The organism is Enterobacter cloacae complex sp. P16RS2 (assembly GCF_014982155.1).
Taxonomy (GTDB): Bacteria; Pseudomonadota; Gammaproteobacteria; order Enterobacterales; family Enterobacteriaceae; genus Enterobacter; species Enterobacter cloacae_M.
In genome coordinates, this window is sequence record NZ_JADCKW010000026.1 from 43,542 (window position 1) to 62,859 (window position 19,318).

Consider the following 19,318-nt stretch of genomic DNA (forward strand, 5'->3'; position numbering starts at 1 on the left):
CATGTCACATGATCCTTTCCAGGAACGCGAAGCCGAAAAATACGCGAATCCTATTCCCAGCCGCGAGTTCATCATTGAACACTTAACAAAACGCGAAAAACCCGCCAATCGTGAAGAACTTGCCGTTGAATTAAACATTGAAGGTGAAGAGCAAATTGAAGCCCTTCGCCGCCGCCTGCGCGCGATGGAGCGCGACGGGCAACTGGTCTTTACCCGCCGCCAGTGCTACGCGCTGCCAGAACGTCTTGATCTGCTGAAAGGGACCGTCATTGGTCACCGCGATGGCTTCGGCTTCCTGCGCGTGGAAGGCCGTAAAGACGATCTGTACCTCTCATCTGAGCAGATGAAGATGTGTATCCACGGCGATCAGATCCTGGCGCAGCCGCTGGGCGCTGACCGTAAAGGCCGCCGCGAAGCGCGCGTCGTGCGCGTTCTGGTGCCAAAAACCAGCCAGATCGTCGGCCGCTACTTTACCGACGCCGGCGTGGGCTTCGTGGTGCCGGACGACAGCCGTCTGAGCTTCGACATCCTCATCCCACCTGAAGAGGTGATGGGTGCCCGCATGGGCTTTGTGGTGGTGGTGGAACTCACCCAGCGCCCAACCCGTCGCACCAAAGCGGTAGGTAAAATCGTCGAAGTGCTGGGCGATAACATGGGCACCACGATGGCCGTTGATATGGCATTGCGCACCCATGAAATTCCGTACATCTGGCCGAAAGCGGTTGAAGATCAGATCGAAAGCCTGCGCGAAGAAGTGCCGGAAGAGTCCAAAGTGGGCCGCGTGGATCTGCGCTCCCTGCCGCTGGTCACTATTGATGGCGAAGACGCCCGCGACTTTGATGACGCCGTCTACTGCGAGAAAAAGCGCGGCGGTGGCTGGCGCCTGTGGGTTGCTATCGCTGACGTAAGCTATTACGTCCGTCCGCACACCCCGCTGGATAACGAAGCGCGCAGCCGCGGTACCTCGGTCTACTTCCCGTCTCAGGTTGTACCGATGCTGCCGGAAGTGCTGTCTAACGGCCTATGCTCCCTGAACCCGCAGGTTGACCGCCTCTGTATGGTTTGCGAGATGACCATCTCCACCAAAGGGCGCTTAACCGGCTACAAGTTCTACGAAGCGGTAATGAGCTCGCACGCGCGTCTGACCTATACCAAGGTCTGGCATATGCTGCAGGGCGACCAGGATCTGCGCGAACAATACGCGCCGCTGGTCAAACATATCGAAGAGCTGCATAACCTCTACAAAACGCTGGATCAGGCGCGCGAAGAGCGCGGCGGGATCTCGTTTGAGAGTGAAGAGGCGAAATTCATCTTCAACGCCGAACGCCGCATTGAGCGTATCGAGCAGACCCAGCGTAACGACGCGCACAAGCTGATCGAAGAGTGTATGATCCTGGCGAATATCTCGGCGGCACGTTTCGTCGAGAAAGCCAAAGAGCCAGCGCTGTTCCGTATTCACGATAAGCCGACCACGGAAGCCATTACGTCGTTCCGCTCCGTGCTGGCTGAACTGGGTCTGGAACTGCCCGGAGGCAACAAGCCAGAGCCGCGCGATTACGCCGAGCTGCTGGAATCCATTAGCGATCGTCCGGATGCAGAAATGCTGCAGACGATGCTGCTGCGCTCTATGAAGCAGGCGATTTACGATCCGGAAAACCGCGGCCACTTCGGCCTGGCGCTGCAGTCTTACGCCCACTTCACCTCGCCGATCCGTCGTTATCCTGACCTCTCTCTGCACCGTGCGATCAAGTATCTGCTGGCGCAGGAGCAGGGCCATAAAGGGAACACCACCGAAACCGGTGGCTACCACTATTCGATGGAAGAGATGCTGCAGCTGGGTCAGCACTGCTCCATGGCCGAACGTCGTGCCGATGAAGCAACACGCGACGTGGCGGACTGGCTGAAATGTGACTTTATGCTCGATCAGGTCGGTAACGTCTTCAAAGGCGTGATTGCCAGCGTGACCGGCTTTGGTTTCTTCGTTCGTCTGGACGAGCTGTTCATCGACGGTCTGGTGCACGTCTCCAGCCTGGATAACGACTACTACCGCTTCGACCAGGTCGGCCAGCGCCTGATTGGCGAATCTGGCGGCCAGACGTATCGTCTGGGCGACCGTGTGGAAGTGAAGGTCGAAGCCGTGAATATGGACGACCGTAAGATCGACTTCAGCCTGATCTCCAGCGAGCGCGCGCCGCGTAACGTCGGTAAAACCGAGCGTGAAAGGGCGAAAAAAACCGGTAACGGTAAACCGGGCGGCGGTAAACGTCGTCAGGCGGGCAAGAAGGTAAACTTCGAGCCGGACAGCGCGTTCCGCGGCGAGAAGAAACAGAAGCCGAAGGCGGCGAAGAAAGAAGCCCGCTCAGCGAAAAAACCTTCCGCGAAAACGCAGAAAATCGCTGCCGCCACCAAAGCGAAGCGCGCGGCCAAGAAAAAGCAGGCGGAGTAAATTCTCCCCTCAACCTGACCCTCTCCCCAGCGGGGGAGGGGAAATACTTATTACGAGAACCATCAATGAGTGAAATGATTTACGGCATCCACGCGGTGCAGGCCCTTCTCGAGCGCGCACCGGAGCGTTTTCAGGAAGTGTTTATTCTGAAAGGGCGTGAAGATAAGCGTCTGATGCCGCTGATCCACGCGCTGGAAGCGCAGGGCGTGGTGATTCAGCTGGCGAATCGCCAGTTCCTGGATGAGAAAAGCGAAGGCGCGGTACACCAGGGGATCATTGCCCGCGTGAAGCCGGGTCGTCAGTATCAGGAAAACGATCTGCCGGATCTGATCGCTGAGCTGGATAACCCGTTCTTCCTGATCCTCGACGGCGTTACCGATCCGCATAACCTCGGCGCGTGCCTGCGCAGCGCCGATGCGGCTGGCGTGCACGCGGTGATCGTGCCAAAAGATCGCTCCGCGCAGCTGAACGCGACGGCGAAGAAGGTGGCCTGCGGCGCGGCGGAAAACGTTCCGCTGATCCGCGTGACCAACCTCGCGCGCACCATGCGTCTGCTGCAGGAAGAGAATATCTGGATCGTCGGTACCGCCGGTGAAGCGGATCATACTCTGTACCAGAGCAAAATGACCGGCCGTCTGGCGCTGGTGATGGGTGCGGAAGGCGAAGGCATGCGTCGTCTCACCCGCGAGCACTGCGACGAGCTGATCAGCATACCGATGGCGGGCAGCGTGTCGTCCCTGAACGTTTCCGTTGCGACGGGCATCTGCCTGTTTGAAGCGGTGCGTCAGCGCGGAGAATAAACAGCAAGGCCGTCCACAGGACGGCCTTTTGTGTTTTCTCCCTCTCCCCGTGGGAGAGGGTACCAGACGTTGACAACCTCACTCTTCTAACGACCGCAAATGGTCGTCCTTCCTCAGCGTCATCAGCGCGAAAATACTCACTACCGCCGTCGCCATCACGTAATACGCCGGAATATCCAGGTTGCCCGTCTGCTTAATCAGCCCGGTAATGATTAGCCCTGCGCATCCCGAGAAAATCGCGTTCGACAACGAGTAGGCCAGCCCCAGCCCCGTATAGCGCACGCGCGTCGGGAACATCTCAGACAGCATCGCCGGGCCCGGCCCCGCCAGCATGCCCACCAGACCGCCCGCAATCAACACCACACCAGCCTTCACCGCCAGCGTACTCGACTCCGCCTGCAGGATTTTCAGCAGCGGAAGGGCGAGGATCAGCAGCAGCGCGGTGGCGATAATCATCACCGTGCGGCGTCCGATCCGGTCGCTCAGGATCCCCGACGGAATAATGGTCAGCGCAAAACCAATATTCGAAATCACCGCTATCAACAGCGCCTGGTTAAACCCGGTGTGCAGCGCCGACTGCAGATAGGTCGGCATAATCACCAGGTAGGTGTACCCCGCCGCAGACCAGACCATTACGCGCCCAATCCCCATCACGATGGCCCGGAGCGTAGCGGCAGTATCCGCCTGAGCGACAGCCGGTTTATCCTGCTGCTGCACAAAGCTGGGCGTCTCCTCCATGCTGACGCGAAGCCACAGCGCCACAACGCCCATAGGCAGCGCCAGGAAGAACGGAATGCGCCAGCCCCACTCATGCAGAGCTTCAGGCGTGAGAAGGGCAGAGAGCAGCGCCACGATGCCTGCACCCGCTAACAGCCCCAGCGCCACCGTAAAGGACTGCCACGCGCCATAGAGCCCACGCTTGCCGCGCGGGGCGAACTCCGTCATCAGCGAGACCGCACCGCCGTACTCGCCGCCCGCGAACAGCCCCTGCAGGATGCGAAGCAGCGTAACGATCAGCGGTGCGGCAATCCCGATGCTGGCATAGACCGGCACAATGCCGATGGCGGCTGTGACCAGCGTCATGAGCACCAGCACAATAATGAGCGTCGGCTTACGGCCAATCCGGTCGCCGATGCGGCCAAACACCACCGCACCCAGCGGGCGGAAGAAGAAGGCGATGGCAAACGAGGCGTAGGTGAGGATCAGGCTGGTCAGCCCCGCCTCTCCTTCAAGCTGGAAGAAGTTTTTCGCAATCACGGTCGCCAGAAAACCGTAGACCGCAAACTCATACCACTCGATAAAGTTACCAATGGAGCCTGCAATTAATGCACGCTTGTGCGCGTCCCGTTGCATAACGATCCTCACTTAGGGTTTGAGAATAAATTATTCAACAAAAGCGGAGTCATGAAATAGTTTATTCTTATGTTCTGTGAGCTATTTCACGAATGATATCAGCGGGATCGTGAACGTGTGACTCCCCTCCCATGCAGTGCGTGTGCGGTCTGTCCATACTTATCGTCATTGCCACTGAAGGAGGGAGACAGCATGCACTGGCAGACCCACACCGTTTTCAATCAACCTGCACCGCTTTCCAACAGCAACCTTTTCCTCTCGGACTGCGCCCTGCGCGATGCGGTCGCGCGTGAAGGGGCCGAGTGGGATATTGAGCTGCTCGCCAGCATCGGCCAGCAGCTGGGTACGGCGGAATCACTGGAGCTGGGCAGGCTGGCAAACGTTAATCCGCCCGAGCTGTTACGCTATGACGCCACGGGCGAGCGGCTGGACGACGTGCGTTTTCATCCGGCCTGGCATCTGCTGATGCAGGGGCTTTGCGCCAACCGCGTGCATAACCTGGCGTGGGAAGAGGAGGCGCGTAAAGGGGCGTTTGTCGCTCGGGCCGCGCGCTTTGTGCTGCATGCGCAGGTGGAGGCGGGCACGCTGTGCCCTGTCACCATGACGTTTGCCGCCACGCCGCTGCTGCAGCAGGCGCTCCCCAAAATATTTCACGACTGGCTGACGCCGCTGCTCAGCGATCGCTACGATCCGCATCTGGCCCCCGGCGCGCAAAAGCGCGGCCTGCTGATCGGTATGGGGATGACGGAAAAGCAGGGCGGCTCGGACGTGCTCAGCAATACCACCAAAGCGGAAAAATGCAGCGACGGCAGCTACCGGCTGGTGGGGCATAAATGGTTTTTCTCCGTCCCGCAAAGCGATGCGCATCTGGTGCTGGCCCAGGCGAAGGGCGGGCTGTCCTGCTTTTTTGTGCCGCGCTTTTTGCCTGACGGACAGCGCAACGCCGTCCGGCTGGAGCGCCTCAAGGACAAGCTCGGGAACCGCTCCAACGCCAGCAGCGAGGTGGAGTTTCTTGATGCCTCCGGCTGGCTGCTGGGGGAAGAGGGCGAAGGGGTACGGCAGATCCTCAAAATGGGCGGTCTGACGCGATTTGACTGCGCGCTGGGCAGCCACGGACTGATGCGCCGTGCGCTGTCCGTGGCGCTGTACCATGCCCACCAGCGTCAGACCTTCGGCAAAAATCTTATCGATCAGCCGCTCATGCGCGAAGTGCTAAGCCGGATGGCGCTGGTGCTGGAGGGGCAAACGGCGCTGCTGTTCCGCCTGGCGCGGGCGTGGGATAAACGCGCGGATCCGCAGGAGGCGGCATGGGCGCGGCTGTTTACCCCGGCGGCGAAATTTAGCGTCTGTAAAGCGGGCATCCCATTTGTCGCGGAGGCGATGGAGGTGCTGGGCGGGATCGGATATTGCGAAGAGAGTGAACTTCCCCGCCTGTACCGCGAGATGCCCGTGAACAGCATCTGGGAAGGGTCTGGTAATATCATGTGTCTGGACGTGCTGCGCGTGCTGGCGAAGCAGCCGGGTATTCACGACCTGCTTGCCGACGAGTTTGCGCAGGTGAAAGGGCAGGACAGACACTTCGACCGCAGCTGGCGACAGCTTCAGCAAAAACTGCGTAAACCGCAGGAGGCGCAGGCGCGGGAGATCGCACAGCAGCTTTTCTTGCTGGGTGCCGGAAGCCAGATGCTGCGGCATGCGTCGCCCCCGGTGGCGCAGGCGTGGTGCCGCATGATGCTGGATACCCGTGGCGGCACGCTGATGAGCGAGCAGGTGCAAAGTGACCTGCTGCTGCGTGCGACGGGCAGAGTCGGTTAGCCTTTTAGCTGGAACAGGCTCACCAGCTGAGTCAGGTGCGAACCCTTCTCGCGCAGCGTTTGGGCCGTTTGTTCGCTGCGTGAGATGCGATCGGCATTGATATGCGACGCTTCGCCAATATGGGTCATGGCGAGGTTCACCTGGCCGATCCCGGCGGACTGCTCGCGTGAGGCATGGTTAATCTCGGTGACCAGCTGGCTGATGTTATCGATATGAATGATGATGTCGTCCATCGCCAGGCGTGTTTGTTCAGACAGCGCATGACCCTCACTCACTTTTCTGAGCGTATCGCCAATCAGCTGTTCAATCTCCTTCACCGCGTTAGCGCTGCGTCCCGCCAGCGCGCGAACTTCCTGCGCGACTACCGCAAATCCTTTTCCGTGCTCGCCTGCGCGGGCGGCTTCCACTGCCGCATTCAGCGCCAGAATATTGGTCTGGAAAGCGATGGATTCGATCACGCGCGTGATGTCTTCGATGCGTTTTGACGCTTCGCGAATGTCGTCCATGGTCGACACCGCGTGGGTGACCGTCTCACCGCCCTGATGAACCGCAAGCGAGGTTTCACCCACCAGCTGCTGCGTTTGCTCCATGTTGGCGGCATTTTGCTGAACGGTGGCGGCCAGCTGCTCCATGCTGGCGGACGTCTCTTCCACGCTGCTGGCCTGCTTGTTGATCTGCTCTGAAATCTCGCCAGTGTCGGCGGCCAGCGCGTTGGTGCCCAAATGGATCTCGCCTGCGGCCTCACGAACCTGCAGCACAATTTTTTGCAGGCCGCCGCCGATGCCGTTGATAGCATCGATCAGCTGGCCGACTTCGTCCTGACGCGTCACGGGCAGGCTGGAACGGAGATCCCCTGCGGCATATTGTCTGGCAAGATGGATCACGTTGCGCAGCGGTCGGGTCAGCACGCGGCGAATAATGACCACGAACAGGCCAGCAAAAAGGATGGATAAGACCACGCCGGCCAGCAGGAAGCGATCGCGCATGGCGGTAACGCTTGAGAGCAGCACCGATTTATCCACTTCGCCCACGATAGTCCAGTTCCAGCCCGGCAGCGGGGTATAGGCCATTTTCAGCGTCCGACCGTCGTCGCTTGTACGCTCCAGCGTGCCGGGTTTGTCACTCAGAAGCTGTTGCTGCGTCGCTGCGTCCCACTTCGGCAGTTTTCCCTCTTCGCCGGCATGGAACAGGTATTGCCCGCGCGTTTTGCCGTTGCTGCGATCCAGCACGAAGAAGTGACCGCTCTCGCCCAGGCGGCGGTTTAGGATTTTCTCGCGCATGACGTTCCAGGAGTGGGTGATGTCCACCCCGACAAAGACGATCGCAATGACCTGCCCTTCGGCGTTTTTAACGGGCTGGTACTGGGTGATGTAGCGTTTGCCAAACAGCAGCGCCAGGCCGCGGTAGACTTCACCTTTGTTGACGGCGGCAAAGGCCGGGCTGGCGTTATCCAGAACGGTACCCATTGCCCGCTCGCCATTCTCTTTGCGCAGGGAAGTGGCTACGCGAACAAAGTCGTTACCGCTGCGTACAAACAGCGTCGAAATGGCGCCCGTACGGTTCAGGAACTCGTCCGAAAGGGTGTTATTTTCATGCAGCCCGGTGTCTCCGCCTTTCAGAAGCGGAACGCGAAGTCCGTTAATCGTCTGGGGTTGGGAATTATCAATGTTCAGGGGCTGCGGTAAAAAGGTGGTGAACAGACGGGTATAGCTCTCAACCTCTTCACTCAGGCTGGTATTAAACATCTGCACCATGTCGACCATGCCGGTGGACTGATTATGCAGATCTTCGACCGCAAGGGCTTCAAGCTGCTGGCTCGCTTTTTGGCTGAGCAGAAAAGTGAATAGCAGAAACAGCGTGGCGACACTGACGCCAGTTAGCAGCGAGAGTTTCGACCCCAGGCCCGCACGGCGGAAAAAGTTGATCATAAATTGCTCATCATTGAAAAGTTATGGTTCTTCAACGGCAGAGCGGGGATTACGTTTACTGTTTTAATGTAACAAAATGTTATTTAATTGTTCTTTATTGGTTTTATATAAGATAAAAAATTTGCAAAAACGAAAAGCCACTAAAAATAAGTGGCTTTTATCAGGAGGGAGTTTACACGTAGAGAATGGCCTGTACCCGCCAGTGGTCGATATGGTTATCTTCCTGCATCTGGATGATGCGATACCATGAAGCACCCTGCTCATCGGCCTTTAATGCCACGACACGTTCAACGTCTTGCGGGCTCCCCGAGATATTATTCACGGAGATCTGGCCAATTTCATTCAGGCCAGTCACACAATCAGCACTGGCGAATTCTGCTGACTGCGCGGTGGTGCTCAGCAGGCCTGCTGAGAGCAACAGTGAGGTCAAAGCAAGAGTTCGTTTCATCGTCAGCTCCATTTCACATATATCCGGTATCCGCCGGGCAATCCTTCGCTAATAAACTCCCTTCCATTGATGCGGGCGCGGAGTTTATTGTGGACAGGAAAATGTCTATGGACGCAAAGCAGTGTAAATCTCGTTCAAAGGAAAACCATTATTTACGGTACAAAATGGCCTGTGAATACCACTGTCCCGTTATGATGGTTTCGTCGATCATAATGATGACGTAATAATCTGCTTTGGCGGCGACGGCCTGTGCTTTTATTGCCGATTCTGCGTCATCCGGAGAGCCGCGAACCAGCGCGGAGATGGTGCCCATTCGTTGTAATCCTTCCGTCTGATTACGACGAATCTCCTGTGGATGATCGGCGACCGGTGGAGCGGGTTGCGGCGTTCCCTGCAGCGCGCTACAGCCACTCAGCAGAAACACCAGCAATAAAGCAGCAAACCTGCGCATAACCATATCTCGTTTCCTGATAGCCATAGTGTAGTTGTCTGTGAATTTAGTTTTGGGGGAATGTTCCCGAAGTGTTATCTGGGACGTATATTTCGAATGAAAATGACGCGAAAGCGTAACCCAGTTCTCAACATTATGAATCATAGATTCGCACAGGGTCGACAATGATTGAAATTGAAATACGCCACCTCGGCGACCATGAAGTTTTACACGCGATGCCAGAGGGTAAACGTGATAAACCGCTGCCTGTTGTGGTTTTTTATCATGGGTTTACCTCATCGAAGCTGGTTTACAGTTATTTTGCGGTAGCGCTGGCGCAGGCGGGTTTTCGCGTGGTGATGCCAGATGCACCCGACCACGGCGCACGCTTTACGGGTAATGAACAGGCGCGGCTGGGGCAGTTCTGGCACATTCTGCACGGGAGTCTGACCGAGTTTTCCGGGCTGCGCGATGCGCTTTATGAGGCAGGGCTGGTGGCCGACAATCGTCTGGCGGTAGCCGGGGCATCGATGGGCGGTATGACGGCGCTGGGGATTATGACGCATCATCCTGAAGTGAAGTCTGTCGCCTGTCTGATGGGCTCGGGCTACTTTACTTCGCTGGCGAAGACCCTTTTTCCCCCTCAGGATTTAACGGAAATGACCGCGACGCTGGCAGAGTGGGAAGTGACCCGGGCATTGCCGCGCGTGGCCGATCGCCCGCTGCTGCTGTGGCACGGTGACGCGGATGATGTGGTCCCGCCTGAGGGAACCTTCCGTCTGCAGCAGGCGTTAATGAATGAAGGGCTGGACGGTAATCTGACCTGCCTGTGGGAACCGGGCGTCCGCCACCGCATCACGCCAACGGCGCTCGACGCCACGGTGGCGTTTTTCCGCCAGCACCTTTAAACGCGCAGGACTTTGACGCCCTGATCTTCCCGCTTGCGGATGATCTCAGGGGGCTCTTTTACCGGGAGTATTCCGGAACCATTCAAAAAAAAGCCCCCGGGCAGGGGGCAACGTCATCTATGGCTATGTTCTCGTTGTTGGCTTTCCTGGTGCTAGCGTTAAAGCGTTATCGGTAAATATCTGCACTGGCGTGCATGTTGCCGTTGCTGCCGGGCTCACGGGTTAACATCACGTGGTAATAGGTTGCGCCCTGCGCATCGGTTTCTGCGTTTAATGCCTGATCTGCTTCACTTTCCGTGGCGAAATTATGATTGATGTAAATTACGCCCAAGCTTTGCACATCATCCATGTTTCTGGCCTGTCGGCTGTCTATCTTGATGGCTGCCATCGCGTTTGCACTGAGCAAAAGCGCCGCCATTATGGCTAATGCGATTTTTTTCATGATATGCGCTCCACGACTACGTGCTGCGAGAGGGGGGATGCTCCTTCTTTAATTCAGGCGATCTCTGATTAAAGTGTAATCACTCATCCGGCGGGGATGCGTGACCATTTCTGATGCAGTTGTTCAAAAAAACAACGCTTCCGGGTGTGACCAATTTTAAATCACCCACTTAGACCCGCTTCGCGCTTTGTACGAATTATTTGTGCAATCAGCTTGAGTTTCCAGGGGCGCGCAAGTATTATGACGCGTCAATTTTTCAGCCGACCTTTAACACGTTCCTTGCCTCCCCGGGCCTCGGCTGACCCAGACAGGAGGCTGAATAATCCGTAAGGAGCAATTCGATGCGTCATTACGAAATCGTTTTTATGGTCCATCCTGACCAGAGCGAACAGGTTCCGGGTATGATCGAGCGTTACTCTGCTGCCATCACTGGTGCAGAAGGTACGATCCACCGTCTGGAAGACTGGGGCCGCCGTCAGCTGGCTTACCCGATCAACAAACTGCACAAAGCACACTACGTTCTGATGAACGTTGAAGCGCCGCAGGAAGTGATCGATGAGCTGGAAACTACCTTCCGCTTCAACGATGCCGTTATCCGCAGCATGGTTATGCGTACCAAAAACGCAGTTACCGAAGCATCTCCGATGGTTAAAGCGAAAGACGAGCGCCGTGAGCGTCGCGATGATTTCGCAAACGAAACCGCAGATGATTCTGATGCTGGGGATTCTGAAGAGTAATTTCTGATGACCAACCGTCTGGCGTTGTCCGGCATCGTATGCAGGGCTCCCCTTCGAAAGGTCAGTCCATCAGGAATTCCGCATTGCCAGTTCGTGCTTGAGCATCGTTCTGTGCAAGAGGAAGCCGGGTTTCACCGGCAGGCGTGGTGCCAAATGCCCGTTATTATTAGCGGACACGAAAACCAGGCCATTACTCACAGTTTAACGGTCGGTAGCGCAGTAATCGTTCAGGGGTTCATCTCTTGCCACAAGGCAAAGAACGGCCTGAGCAAAATGGTTCTGCATGCCGAGCAGATTGATTTGATAGATTCTGGAGACTAGCCATATGGCACGTTATTTCCGTCGTCGCAAGTTCTGCCGTTTCACCGCGGAAGGCGTTCAAGAGATCGACTATAAAGATATCGCAACGCTGAAAAACTACATCACCGAAAGCGGTAAGATTGTCCCAAGCCGTATCACCGGTACTCGTGCAAAATACCAGCGTCAGCTGGCTCGCGCTATCAAACGCGCTCGCTACCTGTCCCTGCTGCCGTACACTGATCGTCATCAGTAATCGGGCACGGTCCATTAATACGACTTTAAGAGGATAAGGTAATGCAAGTTATTCTGCTTGATAAAGTAGCAAACCTGGGCAGCCTGGGTGATCAGGTTAACGTTAAAGCGGGTTACGCACGTAACTTCCTGGTTCCACAGGGTAAAGCTGTTCCAGCTACCAAGAAAAACGTAGAGTTTTTCGAAGCACGTCGCGCTGAACTGGAAGCCAAACTGGCTGACGTTCTGGCGGCTGCTAACGCTCGCGCTGAAGCAATCAACGCACTGGGCACCGTTACCATCGCGTCTAAATCAGGCGACGAAGGTAAACTGTTCGGTTCCATCGGTACCCGCGATATCGCTGATGCAGTTTCTGCAGCAGGCGTTAAAGTGGCTAAGAGCGAAGTTCGTCTGCCGAACGGCGTTCTGCGTACCACTGGTGAGCACGAAGTTGACTTCCAGGTTCACAGCGAAGTGTTCGCTAAACTGGTTGTTAACGTTGTAGCTGAGTAATTTTTTACTCTGCTCACGTTGAAACGCCGGCCTTGTGCCGGCGTTTTGCTTTTTACAGATCCGGGTCTTAACGCGCCCTGATAAAACTGCCGTCTGGCTGGCGGGTAAACAGTACCTGTTGCCCATTTCCCGTATCAATCGTTAACCCTGTCACCACCCCGCTGGCATTCTGGCGAATCTGTACCATCTGTCCATTCTGCAGGTTACTGAGCGGTTTACCCGCACCTTCCACCTTCGCCATGGCATACACGTCGGTTGGCGGCAGGTTGTGGTCGCGGAACAGCTGTGCCAGCGTTTTGCCCGGCTCTACGCGATAGGAACGCCACTGTTGCTCAATGCCGGTAGGCTGTTGCGTCTGAGGCTGAGACGGGGCGGCGGCTTGATCCTGCGGCTGTTCATCCTGAATGGGTTCTGGCTCAACCGGCGCGACCTGACCCGGATCGTTAGACGGGGTCACAAGCTGCGTTTGCATCGGCTGTGCGTCAGGCTGCGGCCGCGTCTGCGACTGAATGTCCAGTTGGGCATTGCGGGTGACGGGGGCGGTATCGACATCATCGCCCCCGGAAGGAAGCAGGAAGCCCACGATCACCATCAGCGCGCCAATGATGATCCCTCTGCGATGCAGAGGAGGCAGCGGGTCCATGATGCGAAAATTGTCCGGCGCCTGCCAGATTTTCGCCAGGGTAGGTTTCAGTTCAAATCGCCCGGGCATGGCACTCCTCCTGCTCCGCGTATTTTTTATCCTGTGCCCCGAAGTATAGTTTGCTAACTGCCTGAACGGCGTAGTAAACCCGACATCCGTGACATCAGTTCGGGATTAATCCTGGTTATCTCTATTGTTTCTGTTTCGTCGCGGTTTGTCACCTTAACTTCAGACAAAGTTTTACCCATAAGGGCATGGCTGATATGCTGCCCGCTACTTTAAATGTGATGGAAGGAAAACCCATGACCACCCCGACTTTTGACACTATCGAAGCGCAGGCAAGTTACGGTATCGGCTTGCAGGTAGGACAGCAGCTGAGCGAATCCGGCCTGGAAGGTCTGTTACCAGAAGCGCTGGTGGCGGGTATCGCTGACGCGCTGGAAGGCAAACAGCCTGCCGTTCCGGTAGACGTTGTGCACCGTGCGCTGCGTGAAATCCACGAACGTGCTGACGCCGTGCGTCGCGCGCGCTTCGAAGAGATGGCGGCCGAAGGTGTGAAATATCTGGAAGAGAACCGTGAGCGTGAAGGCGTGAACAGCACCGAATCCGGTCTGCAGTTCCGCGTGATCAATCAGGGTGACGGCGCAATCCCGGCGCGTACCGACCACGTTCGCGTGCATTACACCGGTAAACTGATCGACGGTACCGTGTTCGACAGCTCCGTGGCGCGCGGCGAACCGGCTGAGTTCCCGGTTAACGGCGTGATCGCTGGCTGGATTGAAGCGCTGACCCTGATGCCAGTGGGTTCCAAATGGGAACTGACTATCCCGCATAACCTGGCCTACGGCGAGCGCGGCGCTGGTGCGTCCATCCCGCCATTCAGCACCCTGGTCTTTGAAGTCGAGCTGCTGGAAATTCTGTAATCGAATTTTCTTATTTCCTCTCCCCGTTTGGGGAGAGGAAAATAGTGCATAAACCTATAGTTACGGTGTTATCAACATTTTATCTTGCAAAAGAAACTGTTGCGTGTATTTTTGTGAGCTGTTTCGCGCTGTATGAGTGATATGACACTCACTTTCAACATATTATTAACATAATATCTAAATCATAGTATTCATCCCGCCGATTCTTACCTAATATCGATAAACCCTTACAGAGGGACCGTCATTTTTTTGACGTTTTTAAAGGCCAGAAGAGCCTTAACAACACAGACAGGCATAAACAGGAAAATTACATGGTAGATCAGGTCAAAGTCGCCGCTACAGAAGAGGCGACGTCTGAACAGTCGCTACGGCGCAATCTCACAAACCGTCATATTCAGCTCATTGCGATTGGGGGTGCCATCGGTACCGGGTTGTTTATGGGGTCAGGCAAAACGATCAGCCTCGCCGGGCCGTCGATCATCTTCGTTTATATGATCATCGGCTTTATGCTCTTCTTCGTGATGCGTGCAATGGGTGAACTGCTACTCTCGAACCTCGAATACAAATCCTTTAGCGACTTCGCTTCTGACCTGCTCGGGCCGTGGGCGGGCTATTTCACCGGCTGGACCTACTGGTTCTGCTGGGTCGTCACCGGTATGGCTGACGTCGTGGCGATTACCGCCTACGCGCAGTTCTGGTTCCCGGGGCTGTCGGACTGGGTCGCCTCGCTGGCGGTCATTGTTCTGCTGCTGAGCCTGAACCTCGCCACCGTTAAAATGTTCGGTGAGATGGAGTTCTGGTTCGCGATGATCAAAATCGTGGCGATTGTCGGGCTTATCGTTGTGGGTCTGGTGATGGTGCTCACCCACTTCCAGTCGCCAACGGGCGTTCAGGCGTCGTTTACCCATCTGTGGAATGACGGCGGCTGGTTCCCGAAAGGCATTAGCGGCTTCTTTGCCGGCTTCCAGATCGCGGTATTTGCGTTCGTGGGCATTGAGCTGGTGGGCACGACGGCAGCGGAGACCAAAGATCCCGAGAAGTCTCTCCCGCGCGCGATTAACTCTATTCCGCTGCGTATCATCATGTTCTACGTCTTCGCGCTGATCGTCATTATGTCCGTGACGCCGTGGAGCTCCGTGGTACCAACCAAGAGCCCGTTCGTTGAGCTGTTCGTGCTGGTAGGCTTGCCTGCTGCCGCGAGCCTGATTAACTTCGTGGTGCTGACCTCTGCGGCGTCTTCCGCGAACAGCGGCGTGTTCTCCACCAGCCGTATGCTGTTTGGCCTGGCACAGGAAGGCGTGGCGCCGAGCGCGTTCGCCAAGCTGTCGAAGCGCGCGGTACCGGCAAAAGGGTTGACCTTCTCCTGCATGTGCCTGCTGGGCGGCGTGGTAATGCTCTACGTAAACCCAAGCGTGATTGGCGCGTTCACCATGATCACCACGGTCTCGGCGATCCTGTTTATGTTCGTCTGGACCATCATCCTCTGTTCATACCTGGTGTACCGCAAGCAGCGCCCGCACCTGCATGAGAAATCGATCTACAAGATGCCGCTGGGCAAGCTGATGTGCTGGGTGTGCATGGCGTTCTTCGTCTTCGTGCTGGTTCTGCTGACGCTGGAAGATGATACCCGTCAGGCGCTGATCGTCACGCCGCTGTGGTTTATCGCGCTGGGGCTGGGCTGGGTGTTTATCGGTAAGAAACGTATGGCAGGCGTAAGGTAAAGGCAAAACGGCAACTTCGGTTGCCGTTTTTAGTTTTTACACCCTCTCCCCGTGGGAGAGGGCCGGGGTGAGGGCATCAGGCCGCAGCGGCCTTTTTTATTCCCCAGCTAATGCCCGCGGGAACAGAACGTTGTTCTCAAGACTGATGTGCTCCATCAGGTCGTCAATCAACTCGTTAATGCCGTTGTACATCGCTTTCCACGTTGTGCACGCTTCTGGCGGCGGCGTGACGTTGTGGGTGGTGTGTTTGATCACTTCCAGCAGTTCGCCCGCATCATCATGCTCGCTTTCCATCACGCTGATAGGCCCCATCGCCTGGTTTCCCATTCCCTGTTTAATCATCGGGAAGAGGATCTGCTCTTCTTTCATCATATGGCTGGAAAGCTCTTCGTGCAGCAGGGTCAGGTATTTCGCCAGACCGCGCGGTACGGACGGTTTGTCGGCATGGACGCGCTCAACTTTGGTCGCCTGCAGGATCAGTTCCGGCAGCTGTTCACGGTGACGGTCATGGTATCGCACGATGATATGGTCGATGATTTCAGCGAGCGGGGCGGTTCGCCAGTCTTTGTCGACGGGCTGCTGGGCCAGCAGCGCCAGCTCTGCTTCAATCACCTCAACGTCCAGCTCCTTGCGTGAGGCCGCACGCGCCAGGGTTTGCTTACCGCCGCAGCAGTAATCCATATCGTATTTACGAAACAGCGCAGAAGCGCGAGGAATGGAGAGCGCCAGCTCGCCAAGGGGTTGGTCGCGAAAGGCCATAGCAGTTACCTCGTCATCAATAACATAAGATGCATATTAAATGCATCTTTAAGTCGGCGCTATAACCCTTTAGAGGGACGGGTAAAAATGAGATGAGGATCACAAAAAAATAGCCTGTTTAACTCTCTGAATGGGCTCAGGAAAGTGGTTTAGAAACTTTTTAAAGGTGTAGAAACAGTAAACAACCCGCTGCGCCTGCCGATATATCCACGTCAGACAAACCTGCATATAACAAAGGCAACGCATGTTTAAACGTATAAAAGTCATTACCCTTTTGATTTCGGTGCTGCTTGTGCTCGGCATCATGCAAGTGATTTCCGCGGGTATCTTTATCAACGCGCTGAATAACGATAAAGACAACTTCACCGTGTCGCAGCTCTCCAGCAAGAACGTGGCCGAGTTTACCGATGCCTGGATCAGCCTGAACCAGGCGCGCGTGACGCTGAACCGCGGGATGCTGCGTCTGCAAAGCAGCATGGCCTCTCAGATTAACGGTGGGCAGCTCAATGAGCTGGTCAACACGGCGAAAAATCTGCTCGCCGATGCGCAGGTCCATTTCGATAAATACTATGCCCTGCCAAATACGCCGGGCCTGGACGAGAACCTGGCCAAGCGTCTGGAAGAGCAGTACCGCATTTACTCCTCAACGCTGACGCAAATGAACGTCCTGCTGAGCCAGGGCAATCTGGAAGACATGTTCAAGCAGAACGCGGAGCAAAAGCAGACCGCAATGCAGGCGGTTTACCGTGAATGGCGCGAAGCGCAGGCAACGCTTACCGATAAAGGCATCCAGGACAATGAAAGCGACTACAAGCGCATCCTGTGGATCCTCTCTGCGGTTATGCTGCTGGTGATTGTGGTGATTATCTCCAGCTGGGTAGCCATGCGCCGCGTGCTGCTGCTGCCTCTGGAAGAGGTGATTAACCATATTCGCGCCATTGCGGCAGGGGATTTAACCCAGCCGATTCAGGCTGAAGGTAAGAACGAAATGGCTATCCTGGCGCGCAACGTTCAGGAGATGCAGACCTCGCTGGCGAACACCGTGGGCGTGGTGCGTGAAGGCGCGGATACCATCTACACCGGTGCCGGTGAAATTTCTGCCGGCAGCAACGACCTCTCTTCCCGTACCGAGCAGCAGGCCGCGTCTCTGGAAGAGACGGCAGCCAGCATGGAACAGCTGACGGCAACCGTGAAGCAGAACGCCGATAACGCGCGTCAGGCTTCCCGTCTGGCGCTGGACGCCTCCTCAACGGCGAAGAAGGGCGGTAACGTGGTTGAAGGCGTGGTGCGTACGATGGACGAAATCGCCACCAGTTCCAGTAAAATCGCGCAAATTACTAACGTAATCGACGGTATTGCCTTCCAGACTAACATTCTGGCGCTGAACGCGGCGGTGGAAGCGGCGCGCGCGGGCGAGCAGGGCCGTGGTTTTGCGGTGGTGGCTGGGGAAGTGCGTACTCTCGCCCAGCGCAGCGCCCAGGCGGCGAAAGAGATCAAAGCGCTGATCGATGATTCCGGCGAGCGCGTGAACGCGGGCTCTCAGCTGGTTAACGAAGCCGGGGAGACGATGGCGGAGATCGTCAATGCGGTCACCCGCGTCACCGACATCATGGGCGAAATTGCCTCGGCCTCTGACGAGCAGAGCCGCGGTATTGACCAGGTGGGCCAGGCGGTAGCCGAGATGGACCGCGTGACCCAGCAGAACGCCTCGCTGGTAGAGGAGTCTGCGGCCGCGGCGGCGGCGCTGGAAGATCAGGCTGCACGCCTGAACGAAGCGGTTGCGGTATTCAAAATCACCCGCAACCAGGCGATCAAAGCGGCGCCGGTGAAAACCTATGTACCAAAAGCGCAGCCCGCAGCGGCGGTGTCTGAAGGGAACTGGGAAACGTTTTAACATCATACCGGGTAAGGCGGGACCGCCACCCGGCAAAAATCACATCTCCGACGCCGGAACGACCCTCGGTTTTTCCGGCTTCGCTCTTACCGCCATCACCACCCCCACCACCAGCAGCGCGATCCCGCAGGCCGTGAATAACGGCGGCAAGCTCTGGCGCATCAGGAAGGTATAAAGCAGTCCGGCCAGGGTTTCGAAGACAATCAGCGGCCCTAAAATCACCGTTGGCAGCTTCTGGCTGGCAATGTTCCAGCACAGCGCGCCAACCCATGAGCAAAGCACCGCAATCGCCACCATCAGGCCGATAAACACCCAGGGTCTTGGCCCGAAGGGCTGGGCGAAGTCTGGCTGTTGGTGGCCTAACCAGATGCACGCGCCGGCATAGCCCACCAGCGAGACGGGCAGCGTAACCAGCGCCTGCGCAGTCGCCCACATCATCGGGTGCTTGTCCGGGTTCTCCCGCAGCCAGCGCGCGTTTCGCAGGGCATACCATGCCCAGCACGCCACGGAAATGAACGCCAGCACAATGCCTGAGCCGTAACGCCACAGGTCGACATCCGCCTGCCCATGACGCAGCTCGGCAATATTGACGCATACCAGCCCCACGGCGGTGCATACCAGCGCCGGCGCCATTTTTGACCACGCCAGTTTGCCATCGCGGTGGCTGTAGAGCAGGTTAGCAAAGACGGGGATGACGACCGGCAGCGTGCCGATAATCATGGTAGATACCGGCGCACCGGTACGCTGAATGGCACTCGCGAGGCAAACGTAGTAGATAAGATTGCCCATCATGGTCAGCGCCAGCGCGGTGCCCCAGTCCTGACGGCTGAGCTGACGCAGGCGCGCGCGTCCCAGCCACGCCAGGGGCAGGGCAATCAGCCCCAGCGCCAGATAACGCCCGGTCGACTGCAGTATTGCCGGATACTCGGGCACAATCAGCGGGCCGACAAAAATCAGTCCCCACATCATCCCGGCCAGCAGGGCATACAACACTCCACTAATCATTTTTCCATCCACAGGTATTTAC

19 protein-coding genes are annotated in these 19,318 nt (G+C 56.8%); 11 read left to right on the plus strand and 8 right to left on the minus strand.

All coding sequences use genetic code 11. The features are described 5' to 3' along the window. Window position 1 precedes the first annotated feature (1 nt). Both rnr and rlmB read left to right on the plus strand, forming a co-directional pair. The gene (gene rnr / locus INF68_RS16810; RefSeq protein WP_087823502.1) at window positions 2-2,446 is read left to right on the plus strand and encodes a ribonuclease R; all 2,445 of its coding nucleotides are present in this window, start codon (window positions 2-4) and stop codon (window positions 2,444-2,446) included. Window positions 2,447-2,511: 65 nt separating this feature from the next. After that, the gene (gene rlmB / locus INF68_RS16815; protein WP_010427468.1) at window positions 2,512-3,246 is read left to right on the plus strand and encodes a 23S rRNA (guanosine(2251)-2'-O)-methyltransferase RlmB; all 735 of its coding nucleotides are present in this window, start codon (window positions 2,512-2,514) and stop codon (window positions 3,244-3,246) included. A gap of 78 nt (window positions 3,247-3,324) precedes the next feature. On the opposite strand, the gene INF68_RS16820 is transcribed toward rlmB, so the two are convergent. Beyond that, window positions 3,325-4,599 carry an MFS transporter gene (locus INF68_RS16820; RefSeq protein WP_126787393.1) on the minus strand — a complete coding sequence of 425 codons (1,275 nt, stop codon included), beginning with the start codon at window positions 4,597-4,599 and terminating at the stop codon, window positions 3,325-3,327. Between the two features lie 192 nt (window positions 4,600-4,791). Here INF68_RS16820 and INF68_RS16825 point away from each other — a divergent pair, with 192 nt between their 5' ends. Next, window positions 4,792-6,414 (plus strand): isovaleryl-CoA dehydrogenase, encoded by a 1,623-nt coding sequence (locus INF68_RS16825; protein WP_126787392.1) that lies wholly within the window; start codon window positions 4,792-4,794, stop codon window positions 6,412-6,414. On the opposite strand, the gene INF68_RS16830 is transcribed toward INF68_RS16825, so the two are convergent. The 3 genes from INF68_RS16830 to bsmA form a co-directional block, all read right to left on the minus strand. Further along, window positions 6,411-8,342, minus strand: a complete 1,932-nt coding sequence (locus INF68_RS16830) for a methyl-accepting chemotaxis protein (protein ID WP_126787391.1) — start codon at window positions 8,340-8,342, stop codon at window positions 6,411-6,413. The genes INF68_RS16825 and INF68_RS16830 overlap by 4 nt on opposite strands. A gap of 172 nt (window positions 8,343-8,514) precedes the next feature. Then, entirely contained in the window at window positions 8,515-8,802 is a 288-nt protein-coding gene (gene yjfN, locus INF68_RS16835) for a DUF1471 family protease activator YjfN (protein ID WP_032645202.1), read from the minus strand. 136 nt (window positions 8,803-8,938) lie between these two features. Next, window positions 8,939-9,268 (minus strand): biofilm peroxide resistance protein BsmA, encoded by a 330-nt coding sequence (bsmA, locus tag INF68_RS16840; RefSeq protein ID WP_029740376.1) that lies wholly within the window; start codon window positions 9,266-9,268, stop codon window positions 8,939-8,941. Window positions 9,269-9,405: 137 nt separating this feature from the next. Here bsmA and yjfP point away from each other — a divergent pair, with 137 nt between their 5' ends. Beyond that, complete coding sequence (gene yjfP / locus INF68_RS16845; RefSeq protein ID WP_109845710.1) at window positions 9,406-10,128, plus strand: esterase; 723 nt, start codon at window positions 9,406-9,408, stop codon at window positions 10,126-10,128. A gap of 166 nt (window positions 10,129-10,294) precedes the next feature. Here yjfP and yjfY read toward each other — a convergent pair whose 3' ends face one another. After that, window positions 10,295-10,570 (minus strand): DUF1471 family protein YjfY, encoded by a 276-nt coding sequence (gene yjfY, locus INF68_RS16850; RefSeq protein WP_029740378.1) that lies wholly within the window; start codon window positions 10,568-10,570, stop codon window positions 10,295-10,297. A 341-nt stretch (window positions 10,571-10,911) separates the two neighbouring features. Here yjfY and rpsF point away from each other — a divergent pair, with 341 nt between their 5' ends. The 4 genes from rpsF to rplI are packed head-to-tail and all read left to right on the plus strand — an operon-like array spanning window position 10,912 to window position 12,351. Continuing rightward, window positions 10,912-11,307 carry a 30S ribosomal protein S6 gene (gene rpsF / locus INF68_RS16855; protein WP_014068637.1) on the plus strand — a complete coding sequence of 132 codons (396 nt, stop codon included), beginning with the start codon at window positions 10,912-10,914 and terminating at the stop codon, window positions 11,305-11,307. Window positions 11,308-11,313: 6 nt separating this feature from the next. Beyond that, window positions 11,314-11,628: a primosomal replication protein N gene (gene priB / locus INF68_RS16860; RefSeq protein ID WP_008502895.1), complete on the plus strand. Its 315-nt coding sequence runs from the start codon at window positions 11,314-11,316 to the stop codon at window positions 11,626-11,628. Window positions 11,629-11,632: 4 nt separating this feature from the next. After that, entirely contained in the window at window positions 11,633-11,860 is a 228-nt protein-coding gene (gene rpsR, locus INF68_RS16865) for a 30S ribosomal protein S18 (protein ID WP_000135199.1), read from the plus strand. A 41-nt stretch (window positions 11,861-11,901) separates the two neighbouring features. Next, a complete protein-coding gene (gene rplI, locus INF68_RS16870) occupies window positions 11,902-12,351 on the plus strand; it encodes a 50S ribosomal protein L9 (RefSeq protein ID WP_023310148.1) in 450 nt (149 codons plus the stop codon). A 67-nt stretch (window positions 12,352-12,418) separates the two neighbouring features. Here the strand turns inward: rplI and INF68_RS16875 are convergent, their stop codons facing one another. Continuing rightward, window positions 12,419-13,063, minus strand: a complete 645-nt coding sequence (locus INF68_RS16875) for an OapA family protein (protein WP_063409286.1) — start codon at window positions 13,061-13,063, stop codon at window positions 12,419-12,421. A gap of 233 nt (window positions 13,064-13,296) precedes the next feature. Between INF68_RS16875 and fklB the strand changes: the two genes are divergently transcribed. Together fklB and cycA are read left to right on the plus strand one after the other, a co-directional pair. Next, the gene (gene fklB / locus INF68_RS16880; RefSeq protein ID WP_008502892.1) at window positions 13,297-13,917 is read left to right on the plus strand and encodes an FKBP-type peptidyl-prolyl cis-trans isomerase; all 621 of its coding nucleotides are present in this window, start codon (window positions 13,297-13,299) and stop codon (window positions 13,915-13,917) included. Between the two features lie 311 nt (window positions 13,918-14,228). Then, window positions 14,229-15,638, plus strand: coding sequence for a D-serine/D-alanine/glycine transporter (gene cycA / locus INF68_RS16885; RefSeq protein ID WP_039261038.1), 1,410 nt, complete (start codon window positions 14,229-14,231; stop codon window positions 15,636-15,638). A gap of 96 nt (window positions 15,639-15,734) precedes the next feature. On the opposite strand, the gene ytfE is transcribed toward cycA, so the two are convergent. Further along, window positions 15,735-16,397 carry an iron-sulfur cluster repair protein YtfE gene (gene ytfE, locus INF68_RS16890; protein WP_126787390.1) on the minus strand — a complete coding sequence of 221 codons (663 nt, stop codon included), beginning with the start codon at window positions 16,395-16,397 and terminating at the stop codon, window positions 15,735-15,737. A 244-nt stretch (window positions 16,398-16,641) separates the two neighbouring features. Between ytfE and INF68_RS16895 the strand changes: the two genes are divergently transcribed. Continuing rightward, complete coding sequence (locus INF68_RS16895) at window positions 16,642-18,291, plus strand: methyl-accepting chemotaxis protein (protein ID WP_126787389.1); 1,650 nt, start codon at window positions 16,642-16,644, stop codon at window positions 18,289-18,291. A gap of 39 nt (window positions 18,292-18,330) precedes the next feature. Here INF68_RS16895 and INF68_RS16900 read toward each other — a convergent pair whose 3' ends face one another. After that, window positions 18,331-19,296 carry a DMT family transporter gene (locus tag INF68_RS16900; protein WP_126787388.1) on the minus strand — a complete coding sequence of 322 codons (966 nt, stop codon included), beginning with the start codon at window positions 19,294-19,296 and terminating at the stop codon, window positions 18,331-18,333. Window positions 19,297-19,318: the final 22 nt, after the last annotated feature.